11 protein-coding genes are annotated in these 14,181 nt (G+C 43.4%); 9 read left to right on the top strand and 2 right to left on the bottom strand.

Going from position 1 to position 14,181, the window contains the following annotated elements; all coding sequences use genetic code 11:
• The first annotated feature begins 109 nt into the window (after positions 1 to 109).
• From nrdA to yfaE, 7 genes are all read left to right on the top strand, one after another.
• Positions 110 to 2,386: a class 1a ribonucleoside-diphosphate reductase subunit alpha gene (gene nrdA / locus ABYU67_RS01815; protein ID WP_372843304.1), complete on the top strand. Its 2,277-nt coding sequence runs from the start codon at positions 110 to 112 to the stop codon at positions 2,384 to 2,386.
• A gap of 144 nt (positions 2,387 to 2,530) precedes the next feature.
• Positions 2,531 to 3,412, top strand: coding sequence for a P63C domain-containing protein (locus ABYU67_RS01810; RefSeq protein ID WP_372843303.1), 882 nt, complete (start codon positions 2,531 to 2,533; stop codon positions 3,410 to 3,412).
• 113 nt (positions 3,413 to 3,525) lie between these two features.
• Positions 3,526 to 3,777 (top strand): type II toxin-antitoxin system Phd/YefM family antitoxin, encoded by a 252-nt coding sequence (locus ABYU67_RS01805; protein ID WP_372843302.1) that lies wholly within the window; start codon positions 3,526 to 3,528, stop codon positions 3,775 to 3,777.
• Positions 3,767 to 4,054 carry a type II toxin-antitoxin system RelE/ParE family toxin gene (locus ABYU67_RS01800; protein ID WP_372843301.1) on the top strand — a complete coding sequence of 96 codons (288 nt, stop codon included), beginning with the start codon at positions 3,767 to 3,769 and terminating at the stop codon, positions 4,052 to 4,054. The genes ABYU67_RS01805 and ABYU67_RS01800 overlap by 11 nt, the downstream gene beginning before the upstream one ends.
• A gap of 38 nt (positions 4,055 to 4,092) precedes the next feature.
• A complete protein-coding gene (locus tag ABYU67_RS01795; protein ID WP_372843300.1) occupies positions 4,093 to 4,446 on the top strand; it encodes a hypothetical protein in 354 nt (117 codons plus the stop codon).
• Between the two features lie 91 nt (positions 4,447 to 4,537).
• Positions 4,538 to 5,671, top strand: a complete 1,134-nt coding sequence (gene nrdB, locus ABYU67_RS01790; protein WP_372843299.1) for a class Ia ribonucleoside-diphosphate reductase subunit beta — start codon at positions 4,538 to 4,540, stop codon at positions 5,669 to 5,671.
• Positions 5,672 to 5,723: 52 nt separating this feature from the next.
• A complete protein-coding gene (yfaE, locus tag ABYU67_RS01785) occupies positions 5,724 to 5,990 on the top strand; it encodes a class I ribonucleotide reductase maintenance protein YfaE (RefSeq protein WP_372843298.1) in 267 nt (88 codons plus the stop codon).
• A 121-nt stretch (positions 5,991 to 6,111) separates the two neighbouring features.
• Here the strand turns inward: yfaE and ABYU67_RS01780 are convergent, their stop codons facing one another.
• The gene (locus ABYU67_RS01780) at positions 6,112 to 7,440 is read right to left on the bottom strand and encodes a S1C family serine protease (RefSeq protein WP_372843296.1); all 1,329 of its coding nucleotides are present in this window, start codon (positions 7,438 to 7,440) and stop codon (positions 6,112 to 6,114) included.
• 266 nt (positions 7,441 to 7,706) lie between these two features.
• On the opposite strand from ABYU67_RS01780, the gene ABYU67_RS01775 reads away from it, so the two are divergent.
• A complete protein-coding gene (locus ABYU67_RS01775; RefSeq protein WP_372843294.1) occupies positions 7,707 to 8,525 on the top strand; it encodes a Nif3-like dinuclear metal center hexameric protein in 819 nt (272 codons plus the stop codon).
• A gap of 1,119 nt (positions 8,526 to 9,644) precedes the next feature.
• On the top strand, positions 9,645 to 10,853 hold the full coding sequence (locus ABYU67_RS01770) for a transglycosylase SLT domain-containing protein (protein WP_372843292.1): 1,209 nt from the start codon (positions 9,645 to 9,647) through the stop codon (positions 10,851 to 10,853).
• A gap of 97 nt (positions 10,854 to 10,950) precedes the next feature.
• Here ABYU67_RS01770 and ABYU67_RS01765 read toward each other — a convergent pair whose 3' ends face one another.
• Positions 10,951 to 14,004: a LysM peptidoglycan-binding domain-containing protein gene (locus tag ABYU67_RS01765; RefSeq protein ID WP_372843290.1), complete on the bottom strand. Its 3,054-nt coding sequence runs from the start codon at positions 14,002 to 14,004 to the stop codon at positions 10,951 to 10,953.
• Between the last annotated feature and the right edge of the window lie 177 nt (positions 14,005 to 14,181).

Raw genomic sequence — 14,181 nt, 5'->3', positions numbered from 1 at the left:
GAGTATATATAGCGTTATAAAGAATGTTTGCCGGTTTTATAGCGCGCAGCATCACGATAAGTCATTAAATAATTAAATGATTACCAAGCAATCAACTTACGAGGTCAGCATGACACATATCGATAAAATCCAAGTAACCAAACGTGATGGACGTTTAGAGCTTATAGAGTTAGATAAGATTCACAAGGTTATTGAGTGGGCAGCTCACGGTTTAGATAATGTGTCGGTATCACAAGTGGAGCTAAAGTCGCACATTCAGTTTTATGAAGGCATCAAAACCCGTGATATTCACGAAACCATCATCAAGTCAGCAGCTGACCTTATCTCTGAAGAGACACCTGACTATCAGTATTTGGCGGCACGTTTGGCCATCTTCCATTTGCGTAAAATTGCGTATAACAAATTCACCCCGCCGCACCTCTATAACCATGTCAAAAAGCTGACTGAGGCTGGTAAATATGATGAGCATATCCTAGCTGACTATAGCCGTGCCGAGTTTGATGAATTAGAAGAATATCTTGATCATTGGCGCGATATGAACCTTGCTTATGCTGCCGTTGAGCAAATGGCGGGTAAATACCTTGTACAAGATCGTGTCACCAAGACTGTGTTTGAGAGCCCGCAGTTCTTATATATGCTGGTCGGTATGTGTTTGTTCGCAAGCTATGATAAAGCCGAGCGTCTAAACTACGTCAAACGCTTCTATGATGCGACCTCAGAGTTCAAGATCTCACTACCGACGCCTATCATGTCAGGTGTGCGCACGCCATCGCGCCAGTTTAGCTCGTGCGTCTTGATCGAATGTGGTGATAGCCTAGACTCTATTAACGCCACCACCAGCGCCATCGTACGCTATGTGTCACAGCGCGCTGGTATCGGCATCAATGCTGGTCGTATCCGCGCCCTTGGTAGCCCTATCCGTGGCGGCGAAGCGCAGCATACTGGCTGTATCCCGTTCTATAAATTGTTCCAAACTGCCGTTAAATGCTGTTCACAAGGCGGCGTCCGCGGCGGTGCAGCAACGTTATTTTACCCATTATGGCATTTAGAAGTTGAGTCATTATTGGTACTCAAAAACAATCGCGGTGTTGAAGATAACCGTGTCCGTCATATGGACTACGGTGTTCAGTTAAATAAAACCATGTATACGCGTCTGATTAAGGGTCAAGATATCTCGCTATTTTCACCAAGCGACACACCGGGTCTATACGATGCATTTTTTGAAGATCAAGACACCTTTGAAGCGCTCTATACCAAATACGAAAATGACCCAAGCATTCGTAGTCGTCAAATTCCAGCGGCAGATTTGTTCAGCCTAATGATGCAAGAGCGCGCCAGCACCGGTCGTATCTATATCCAAAACGTCGACCATTGCAACACCCATAGCCCATTTGACGCGACGGTTGCCCCGATTCGCCAGTCAAACCTTTGTATGGAAATCGCGCTACCGACCAAGCCACTTGAGAACATCAATGACGAAGAAGGCGAAATTGCCCTTTGTACCCTATCAGCGGTCAACTTAGGTAAAGTTGAAAACGTCAGCGATATCGAAGAGCCAGCTGAGCTAATCGTGCGTGCGCTTGATGCCCTGCTCGACTATCAAGACTATCCGGTAAAAGCCGCTGAAAACGGCAGTATGCGTCGCCGTACACTAGGCGTAGGCGTGATTAACTATGCCTATTACCTTGCGAAAAATGGCGTGCGCTATTCAGACGACAGCGCATTAGGTCTGACCCATCAAACCTTTGAAGCGCTACAATACTATCTCTTAAAAGCGTCAAACAAATTGGCAAAAGAGCAAGGCGCATGCCCTGCGTTCAATGAGACTACCTACTCGCAAGGTATATTGCCGATTGATACGTACAAAAAAGACTTGGATAAAATCTGCCAAGAGCCGCTACATCTTGATTGGGAGACGCTACGCACTGAAATCACCACGCACGGTCTACGCAACTCTACCCTAACCGCCTTGATGCCGTCTGAGACCTCTAGTCAGATCGCTAATGCCACCAATGGTATCGAGCCGCCACGTGGTCTGGTGTCTATCAAAGCGTCAAAAGACGGTATCCTCAAGCAAGTGGTGCCTGAGATTGATAAGTTAAAAGGTCAGTACGAGCTACTGTGGCAAATGCCGAACAATGATGGCTATATCAAGCTGGTCGCTGTCATGCAAAAATTCGTCGATCAAAGTATCTCTGCCAATACCAACTACGATCCTGTTCGTTATGAAGGTGGCCGTGTACCGATGAAGATATTGCTAAAAGACTTGCTAAACGCGTATAAGCTTGGCGTGAAGACGTTGTATTACCATAACACCCGTGATGGTGCGAACGATGCGCAGGCGGATATGGAAGATGATTGTGCTGGCGGGGCTTGTAAGATTTAAGGTGAGAACCGTTAAAAAATTGCATGTCAATTTTAGGTTCGCAAGAGAAATTCTTTAAATAGAATTTCTGATGGATGGCGGGTTTAGCTTTTGGGTTAAGCTCGCTGTTTCTTGCTATATCAGCTAACATAAAAAGGACTTTTTATGCTCGTTTCAGAATATACAGGCACAATAAAAATTGCCGATGCAGAATTAGAATGTGCCGTTCTTAGTGATGGTCGAAGAATAATTAAGCATTCAGATGTTTTTAAAGCTTTGGGTAGAGAAGTACGAGGTAACGCACGTTTACCTGACACCCCCTCTTTTATGGATGCTAAAAATTTACAACCATTTATTTCTGATGAACTTAACGAAGTAAAAGAAAAAATATTTTACCAAGATGAAAACGGTAAAAGTTTTCAAGGCTTTGATGCCATAATTATCCCATTGGTTTGTGAGCTATATATATTAGCCGATGAAGCAGGTGCAGTAACATACAAAAACCAGAAAGACACTGCTATGCAAGCCTCAATTATTATCAGATCTTTAGCTAAAGTTGGTATCGTTGCATTAGTAGATGAGGCTACTGGTTATCAAAATATTCGTAAGGCAGAAGCTTTACAAGAAATTCTCAATTTTTATATTACTAAAGATCTTCTTGCATGGACTAAAACATTCCCCGATGAGTTTTATGAGCAAATATTTAGATTAAAAGATTGGAAGTGGAGCACATTTAATAGACCTGGTGTTGTTGGTACCTATACTAACGATATAGTTTACGATCGAATGGCAGTTGGTTTAGTTAATGAGCTAAAAACACTCAACCCAAGAGATGAAAAAGGCCTTGCCAAACATAGGGACCATCAACATTTATCAGAAAATCAAGGAAGAAAAGCACTTGAAATGCATTTGCATGCTGTAATTGGCTTAATGAGAGCATCTGATAACTGGGAAGAATTTATGTATTCTGTAAATAAAGCTTATCCAAAGAAAGGCTCTATTGGTGATTTATTTCCTGAAACTTTAAACCCTAAAAACCGTGGCTAGTTTAACGGTGCGCGAGACGCACCCTACAAAATATATAGATTAACAATTAAGACCTAATTTTCGTGCTAAAATTAGCCCTATATTTAGAGCCTAATATTAGCGGAGAATGAATCATGCAACCAATATTTGCGACACAGACAGCCAGTATCTCAGAGTTAAAGACCAACCCTTCGGCACTAATTAAACAGTCGGATGGTGAGTCTATTGCTATTTTAAACCACAATAAACCCGTGGCTTACTTAGTATCGACAGATATGTATGAGCGTATGATGGAAGCGATGGATGATATGGCATTAAGCCAAACGGTTAGTGCACGGATGAATGATGGTCAAATACCTATAAAGGTAACATTGGATGACTTATGATCTTGAGTTTCACCCTTTAGCATTAAAAGAATGGAAAAAGTTAGCACCCAGTATTCAGCAGCAGTTTAAGAAAAAATTACAGCAGCGACTAGAAAACCCTCGTGTGCCTGCGTTAAGACTATCAGGACATACAGACGCCTATAAAATCAAACTACGCACCATAGGCTATCGTCTGGTTTACACCGTCAAAGATGATGTCATCGTTGTATACGTGCTAGCAGTCGGCAAGAGAGAAAACAATAAGGTATATGAAAGCCTTATGTCGCGCCAACCATAATAGAAACAGACAGAATAAAAATGACGGAGGTCATAGACGTGCAATATACCGCAATCATCAAAGACGGTGGTTTGTTTATCCCTAACGTATTTTCAGACCTAAATGATGGTGGCTCACATATAGTCCAAGTCACAGTCGATATTGAAGAGGTTCGTCAGCAGTTAAGTAGCAGCGAAGTGGCGAAGGTGGATGCGCCAAGACCAGCAAAAAAGTCAATCAAGAAGCCGCCAAAAAAACCAGTACAGAAAGCCGCAGAGGTGGACTTGAGTACGCTGCGTAAGAGCGCTATCGATGAGCTAGAAGGATTGGACGATAGTGAGCTGAGCGAGATATTTAAAGCCTATATGAATGACGGACATGAACAGACACAGATAGCATTAGAAAATTTATAAGCTATCATTGCGGATATAGTAACGAGCGTATTTTAAAAATAGCAGAGCCAATTTTAGATTAACCATTTGTATAACTTATAAAGGTAGCACGATGACATATTCGATTTTTTCCCAGACGCCAAACAATGCGCTAACAGAGCCGATGTTTTTTGGTAATCCGGTCAACGTAGCACGTTACGACCAACAAAAGCACCCTATCTTTGAGCAGTTGATTGAAAAGCAATTGTCGTTCTTTTGGCGTCCAGAAGAAGTTGATGTGTCACGTGATCGTATGGATTATGGCAATCTATCGTCACACGAGCAGCATATCTTTATCAGTAACCTAAAATATCAGACCTTGCTCGACTCTATCCAAGGTCGTAGCCCAAACGTCGTGCTATTGCCATTGGTTTCTATCCCTGAGCTTGAGACATGGATTGAGACATGGACGTTTTCTGAGACCATTCATTCGCGCAGCTATACTCATATCATCCGTAATATCGTCAATGATCCGGGTATCGTCTTTGATGACATCATGCAAAACGAGCACATCTTAGGACGCGCCGCCGACATCGCCAAGTACTACGATGACTTGTATTACAACTCATCACTATACAATATGTATGGCGAAGGCACGCATACCATCAATGGTAAAGAAGTGACCGTTAGCTTAAAATCGCTGAAAAAGCAGCTATATTTATGCTTAATGGCGGTTAACGTCTTAGAAGCCATTCGTTTTTATGTATCGTTTGCCTGCTCATTTGCCTTTGCTGAGCGTAAGCTGATGGAAGGTAATGCTAAGATCATTAAGCTAATCGCTCGTGATGAGGCGCTGCATTTAACGGGTACGCAGCATATTCTAAACCTTATGCGTATCGGTCGTGATGATCCAGAGATGGTTGAGATTGCCAAAGAATGCTATGAAGAAAGCATTGAGATATTCCGTAAAGCGGCTGAGCAAGAAAAAGAATGGGCAGGTTATCTATTTAAAGATGGCTCAATGATTGGTCTAAATAAAGACATTCTTTGCCAATATATCGAATATATTACCAACTTACGTATGGAAGCGGTTGGCTTGCCAGTGGCATTCCCGAACTCAAAATCAAATCCGATCCCGTGGATCAATACGTGGTTGTCATCTGATAACGTCCAAGTTGCGCCGCAAGAGACGGAGATCAGCTCATACTTGGTCGGTCAGATTGATTCAGATTTATCAGACAGCGATTTTGATGACTTTGAGCTTTAGAGACAGCATAAAAGACAGCAAAAAATGCTAGGGAAACAAACAGGATAAGACTATGACTTGGGTAATGACGAGTAAGAAGCAATTTTACTTGCATGACGATGAAAGCCTACTTGATGGACTACTGCGCACCGGACATGATATCAATTATCAGTGTAAGGAGGGCTATTGTGGCAGCTGCCGAATCAAGCATATTGCCAGCTCACATGTTATTGATTATCCGTTTGAACCCCTAGCTATGATTGAAAAAGATGAGATCCTACCCTGCTGCTGTAGAGTACAAGGCGTCATTTATGTCAATCATGAGCTGATAGAGAAGTAGCTGCTAAGCTCATAAAGCCTTTATTCAAGTCTCAATAAAAAAGCGCGCTATCTTATGGATAGCGCGCTTTTTGTGGTTAGGCTTAGAGAACAGAGATATCAGTAACGCACTTTTTTATAATTTATAAAGGAGCACCGTCTCTTTCGAACAATAACAACAGCTCTTCACGCATACGGTCACGTTCAGCCTCTGACATCATAGGGACATTTTGTTCTGGTGCTTGTAGCGTTGGAGGCTGCGCACCGCCAAGCGTCTCATCTTGAATCACAACGGGCACGGTGACGGGTTCTTCAACCGGACGCTCTTCTAATAATATCTTCACTTGCGCGTTCTTACCTTGACGCAATATTTGCGCGTGCAGCGTGGTATTAGGCGCTTTACGTGCAACATACTGGATTAAGGTATTGGCATCTGTCATCTCAACCCCATCAATGGTCAAGACAATATCACCAACTTTTAGACCGCTCTTAGCAGCTGGGCTTTTAGGGACGACATTAAGTACTTCAACGCCTGTTGACGATTCAAGCTGTGTAGGATCACGCAGTTGTGACTGTATCTCAATACCGAGCCAGCCTCGACTGACCTTACCATCTTTAATCAGCGCATTCATCACCTGTTCTACGATAGCGGTAGGAATGGCAAAGCCAATACCCATAGAGCCACCAGAGCGCGAGTAGATAGCGGTATTGATACCAATCAGCTCACCGCGAGCATCAACCAAGGCACCGCCTGAGTTACCCGGATTGATAGCAGCATCGGTCTGAATAAAGTCTTCAAACTTATTGACCCCAAGCCCTGTACGTCCGGTCGCTGAAATAATACCTTGAGTCACTGTTTGACCAACCCCAAACGGATTACCAATCGCTAGTGCCACATCGCCCACCCGCGTTGGTTTTTCGCGGAAACCGAGCGGAGTCAGACCGGTCATATCGACTTTAATTACTGCCAAATCGCTGTCTGGATCCGTACCAATTAATTTCGCACGGCTTTTGCGACCGTCATTAAAAGCAACGGTAATTTCATCGGCTTTTTCAATCACATGGGCATTGGTAACGATATAACCATCATCTGATACGATAACGCCTGAGCCTAGATTGGTATTGCCCTGCTCTTCTGATGGTCCACCATGGAACTCAAAAAACCGGCGTAATACCGGATCGTTCATATAGGGGTGCTCTGCCATCGTCTGCGTGGTATAGATATTGACCACCGACTGTGAGGCGCGAGCCACGCCATTATGATATGAGGCAATAGGTGTGGGTGTGTCTGATACTGGCTCAGAAGCTTGCTGCTCAGCGGGGGTGGTCCTTGGTGGCTCCCATTTTGCCTCTGATGCTGTCTTCATACTCGCAAATAACCAAATAAAGGTGGCAGTGACCACCAACAGTAAAATCCAAGGCAACCATTTTACTAGACCAGCCTTGTTATTGGCATTCGGGGATGACGACATATAAAAAACCTCTATTATTTCACCTAGACAATCGGTAATGAGCCATATCAAGCGCACGCCTTAATATGAGGCACTTCCACCTAGGTAAATTATAGCTGTCCTCATAATACAATGGTAGCGCATCGTGTACCGTTTCAGTTATTGGGCTTGTCTATTCTCTTGCCGCATCATGTTAAAATGACGATTATAAGAAACCATTCATTATTTATAGATGATTGAGCCAAGATAATCATCCATTGAAACCTGTATATGTATAAAGGAAGCCCATGAGCACACACGATATTCTTACCGCATCATCGAATACCCACCTTACCGCCCAATCTTTAACTGAATTTTGCGATGATTATTTATCAGCGAATGCTTTTAAAGATTATGCACCAAATGGTCTACAAGTAGATGGCGGGCAGCCTATTCAGCGTATTATCACTGGTGTGACGGCTTGTGATGCGCTAATCGACGCTGCCATTGCTGATCACGCTGAAGCAATCATGGTGCATCATGGCTATTTTTGGAAAGGTGAACCTGCTCCATTGACTGGTATGAAGGGTCAACGTATTCGTAAGCTTATGCAGCATGGTATCTCTATGATCGGTTATCATCTACCGCTTGACGCCCACCCTATCATTGGTAACAACGCTAAGCTGGCTGAGTTATTAGACATGACCATCATCGGCGCACTTTATCCAGCTGAAACACATCCGGTTGGTAATATTGCTACTTGTATACCGCAGACCGCTCAAAGCCTTATCACTCAGATTACTCAAGCATTAGGGCGCATACCCTTACATATTGCCGCTGATTATAAAACTCATACTAGTACCAGTGATAAATTAATCGAACGAGTTGGACTCTGTACAGGCGGCGCACAAGATATGATTGAGCAAGCGGCATTGATGGGCTGTGATGCGTTTATTTCAGGGGAGATATCAGAGCGTACCACTCATATCGCCCGTGAACTTGGCATTGATTATTTTGCCTGTGGCCATCATGCGACAGAACGCGGCGGTATTGAGGCACTTGGCAAACTTGTTGCACAGCAATTTGACTTACCCGTGACCTTTATCGATATTGATAATCCTGCTTAAGCCGCAAAACTTCAGTTTTTCTTATAGTGCATTCAGTATTAAAACGATACAGCGGGACTGGAATAAATTTTACGCAGCCTCTGTCGGCTTAGGCGCAGCATGCCAGAAAAATTTATCCCAGTTCCGCGTTGCATTATAACGTATCAGTTTTATTGAGAATCGACTATAAAAAAGGCAAATAAACATATTTTTTTACCTGCCTTTTTTGTTTTTATCATCAATAAAACAAACATATATTCACCAAATAGAAATTATGCTTCTAAAAACAGCCTGAATTTTTACCGTCTATAGCACTATTGTTAAGTTTTATCACTATTTTCTTAACTATACTTGAATAATCGGATGAATATCTGCATATTACTACCTGTAGAAAGAACGTCTTGTCATGAGACTTCCCATTATTACAGCTTCCGGTTATGGCACTAAAATAAGAGTCACTGCCCAAAATCCTATTATATTTTATCTTTCAATAAAGTTTTGGACAGTGACTAGTACCCTATCATCACCGATGATACGCTTTTAACAGCGCGGTATACTCTATTTTCGTGCTGCAGTAATGAGACAGCAAACGCGTCTGATTGGCTCATTTATAAGCCTCAATATCAGATAGACGAACTTGCTTCTTTTTATTGCTAGAAAAACGCTATCGATCGCCATTTATTCTAAATAAATTAAGAATAATAAGCCCTTGATACCAGCATAACGATGTTTAAGTATATTGATACTTTACTCATGCTATGTTTTTCTAATAATTTATTCATGACCTTACCTACGTTTTGTAGTGTCGTTTAAATATTTTTAATCAACAATCACATCTATCATCGATGAAGGAATCATCTAAAGCCCCTTCACGGTGACTTGCAGCCTTTTTTTAGCAAGAGTATTTTTAAGTGATGTTTTATACGCTTAAGCCTTGAGCGATAAGGTTGTAGATTAAGATTGTACGGCTCTATTTGAACGAGATGCTAGGGCTGATATGCTCAATACATGCGTCAATACTGCATGATTGTAGGGTTATCAGTCAAAGTATCTAAAATGCACAATCACCTATGCTGCTCTTAGCATGAGGTGAGCGTACATTTTTGTGGTAAGTAGGATGGCTAAAACTAGGAGACATCCATGCAGCGAATTACTTATCGTGCGAAAGCATCTGCGCGAGGGGCTAAACGCCGTATATCATATGTATTGCGTCCATCTAAACGCTTGCTAAACACCAAAAGTAACATCGTTCCAGCTATAACACCAATCAAAATAACACGTTTTGCCAAAACCAAGAAGTTGGCGCAAATCTCAAGCATAGCCTTACTCTCACTCCCTGCTGAGAGTTTGACGACCATGAATACCCAAGTACCCGCTTATGACCACGTCATGCTCGATAAAACTTTGACGATTGCCGCTGTTCTAGGCGATAGCACTTATTTTGCGACCGATGGTTTTCAACATGGCTTTGGCTACGATTTAGTACGTAGCTATGCTGATGAGCTTGGGGTAGAAGTCACCCTAAAAGCTTATGCCGATGAGGAAGCCGCGCTAAGGGCATTACAATCAGGCGATGCGGATATGGCATTGACCACGGCCAGCACTCAATTGAAAAGCCAGCTAAATTTGTCATCTATTAATGTCAGCTGTGGTTATGATGCCAGTTTGACCAAAAATGGCTTGCATCCCAAAGTCAGCTGGACGTTTAATTCTGCCAGTGATCCGTTATCACAAAAAGCCAGCTATTTTTTATGTGATAGCATCAAGCTTGATAACACACAAAAGCTTGCCGCCTTTTATAATCAAGACTTATTAAAAGATGCCTATAGCCAAGACCATTTTAAGACCACACTGACAGAAAAGCTGCCTGATTATCGCTCTTCCTTTGAAGAGCAAGCGCGTAACTATAATCACGATTGGGAGCTTTTGGTTGCTATAGGCTATCAAGAGTCGCATTTAGATGCCAACGCCGTCTCTCCGACCGGTGTGCGTGGCCTTATGATGCTAACCAACAGTACAGCAAAGGCAATGGGCGTCTCAGATCGGGTTGATCCTTACCAAAGTATCGGTGGCGGCGCTCGTTACTTAGAGCAGATGAAAGATGACTTTGCTGATGTGCCAAAAACGGATCGTATTTGGTTTGCGCTGGCGGCTTATAACATGGGCCCAAATGCGGTCAAAGGTATTCAGCGTAAACTAAGCGCAAAAGGCATTGATGATAAAAGCTGGGCAAATATTTATGCCTATCTATCTGAGAATCAAGCGTCAAATAGCCGTTATGGTCAAGCGATGCATTATGTCAGTAATATCAGAAGCTATCTTGAAACGATAAAAACCGCCACGGTTTAATCAGAGTGAGAGATTAACCCTTGATACCACCATAAAAAAAGCTGCTCTTATTAAAGAGCAGCTTTTTTATGACAGCATTGATACTAATACAAACAAATTAGCGATTAGGCACCGTTAAGCGTTGACCGCGTTGCAGCATCGTATCGACTGCAATGTTATTCATATCTGCAAGCTCTTTGGTTGAAACGTCATATTTACGTGCCAATCCGATCAAGCTGTCTCCTGCGCCAACCGTATAGCTGACCGTTACTTTTGGTACTTTAATGGTTTGACCACGTTGTAACTGAGCTTTGATCGACAAATCATTGGTAGCAGCCAAATCTTCAACTGAAACACCAAAGCGACGCGATAAGGCAATGAGTCCATCGCCAGACTGCACCTTATAGCTTTCTGTATTGCCAAGCTTTTTGCCACTATTACTACTAACAACTGGTGCGCTCTCTTCCTTGCTGGTCGTCTCTGTACTCACCGAGCTCACACTCTTACTAGCAGAAGCACTCACGCTACCTTTTGCAGGAATGGTGATCGTACGACCAAGTATCAAGTTGGAATTGGTCTTAAGGTTATTGGCTGCTGCCAAATCACTCAAGCCAATATTGTAGCGCTGAGCTACACCCGTCAACGTATCGCCTGATTTTACCTTATAGCTGACTGCCTCATCGTTTAGCTGACGATCAACCAACTCTTTTGATACAGGAACTTTAATGGTTTGACCACGCTGCAAACGTGCTTTAGCATCAAAATTACTGTTTACGGCTGCAATGTCTTCTGCGCTCACCCCAACACTGTTGGCAATGCCAATCAAAGTATCGCCTGATTTGACTTTATAATTACTGGTTGGCGCTGAGCTTGAACTGTTGGCTTTGGTTGTGATGTTGCTACTAGCAGGGCGCTGCTGTGTAGTCGTAGGTGCGTTGTTAGAAGTAAAATCTACGCTTGCAGGTACTTTTAAGGTTTGACCGACATATAATGAATCTGTCGTGCCAATGTCATTTAGGCTAGCCAATGTCTCAGTGGTTACATTAAACTGACGCGCAAGTGCAATCAAGCCATCACCCGCTTTGACTTTATAGTTTTTGGTCGCAGTAGATGACTTCTTCGCTTTGGTAGATGGCGCGGCAGGAGTGCTGACTGGCGCTGTTACCTTACCTGGGATAAGCCATAGTTTCTGACCTCTTAATAGGTCAGCACGGCTACTCAAATTATTGTAACTTGCTAGCTGCGTAACGGATAAGCCAAAACGATTGGCAGTACCTATTAGCGTATCGCCGCCTTGTACCACATAACTATCTGGTTGGCTGACACTTGCTTCACTAGCATTGTTGATTGGTGTAATTGTTTTAGCATTATACAAATACAAGGTACTACCAGATAGCAGCTTGGCACTGGCATCCATCTGATTCCATTCGGCAATATCACGCCAGCTAACACCAGCGCGGCTGGCGATATTCGCCAAAGTATCGCCACGTTTGACCGTATAAGTGGTACGTGTGCCTTGAGGTTTTGGCTTACTAACCGAGGTTTTTGGGAAGCTCAGCTTTTTCTCTTTCCCTGTCGCTTCTAGGACAGATTGCTGTGTCTGTACAGCTGATAGATTGATATTACCATCAGCATTAACGACATTGGTTTCAGGTGTACTAATGCGGATTTGACTGGCAATAAAGTCACGCTCCGCTTTACTTAGTGGCGGCTCTTGAATGATGGTATTGTTTTGAGTAATTTGCGCCGATGTGGTCGGCAAGCTATTACTACTAATTAGCTCAGCATTGATTCTTTTGGTTTCAGCTGAGGTTAAAGGCGGCTCTGTCCGTACTGAGGCGCTGCTACTATAAACTGAGCTGCTAGTCGTTGACGACGAGGGGGGAATATAGCTGGTGGTTTGCTGCGGTACACTGGCACTTGCGGCATAATCTGCAAGCCCTTTACCCGTAGATGGCAATGAAGTGCTGCCAGTATAGGGCTTATTATTATAGCTTGGGGTTGTTGACCCAGAGTAGCTTGGGGTCGTCGTAACAGCATTATTCGACGCAAGGATATTGCTACTGCCGTTGCCTCTTAACGCACTTAGCTTCGCATCTGTCGTGAGACTGACATCATTAGGGATAATAATACGCTGTGGACCTGATGCGTCGATACGTGCTGAGGTTAACGCCGTATTTAATCTTTCTAGCTCATCATAGCTAACACCGGTGACTTGCGACACTTCGGCTAAGCTGACGCCATAGTTAACAGGCACACTACGAAAATGCTGACGGTTGGCAATAGCGGGCAGATAAACACCATATTGCTCAGGCTTGGCGACGATTTCGGCAACTGCCAAAAAGCGCGGTACATAGTTCATAGTCTCTGTTGGCAATCTAAGCGACCAATAGTCAGTCGGTAGACCTTGGGCTCTATTAGCATCGATCGCCTTTTGTACACGACCAGGACCGGCATTATAAGCGGCCAATGCCAGCTCCCATGAGCCAAACTGGTTATGTAATGCGGTCAAAAAGTCATAAGCGGCACGGGTGGACTCGATGACATCACGGCGACCATCGTAAGTGCTGCTTTGATTAAGACCGTAGATGCGCCCCGTACTTGGAATAAACTGCCATAAACCTGCTGCAGCAGCACTACTAGTACCGCTTGGATCATAGGAGCTTTCAATTACAGGTAGCAAGGCAAGCTCGGTGGGGATATTACGACGCTCAGCTTCTCGCACGGTGTGGTATAGATAGCGACTGGCACGCGCTGTCAAACGATTTAGATAATCCTGTCTACTGGTAAACCAGCCTTTTTGCCCTTCAATACGCTGATTATAAACTGGTCGTCCACCATTCATACGGTAGCCTGCGCGCAGACGATTCCATAAATCACCATATTGCTGAATAGCAAGTTTATTGCCTTCAACCATGGTCATGTCGGTGGCTTCTAATAAATCAGCAAGCTCATCTAAGCTTTCGGCATCCAAAAATGCGGTTGAATAATCTGCATTTCCTGTTGGCTGGGTTTGCGCGGTAGGACGCTTAGTCACCACAGCTGTGCTGCCAGTTGCCCCCGTCTTTTTCACCGCTGATGTATTACTACACGCACTGATAAGGAGGGTTGACACTGCAAGCGTCAATGGTAAAGCTATAAAAGAGCGATAGTTGGATGACTCAGTAGACATGATAATGGCATTTTCCTAACAACGAGAAGTGATGAAATAAAGTTGATTGACAGTATAGTACGCAACCCCAAACAAAGACTAGCTCAATGTAAAAGATAGTGCACAAATTTAATATGCCCTACCCTTTATGGCTAAAGGTTGTGCTTACCAGCTGACTTGCTTATTAGATAAAAACTA

The sequence above is a fragment of the Psychrobacter sp. genome (assembly GCF_041554015.1).
Lineage (GTDB): Bacteria > Pseudomonadota > Gammaproteobacteria > Pseudomonadales > Moraxellaceae > Psychrobacter.
The sequence above is the reverse complement of the archived record's forward strand: the minus strand, read 5'-3'. Positions and strand labels throughout refer to the sequence as shown.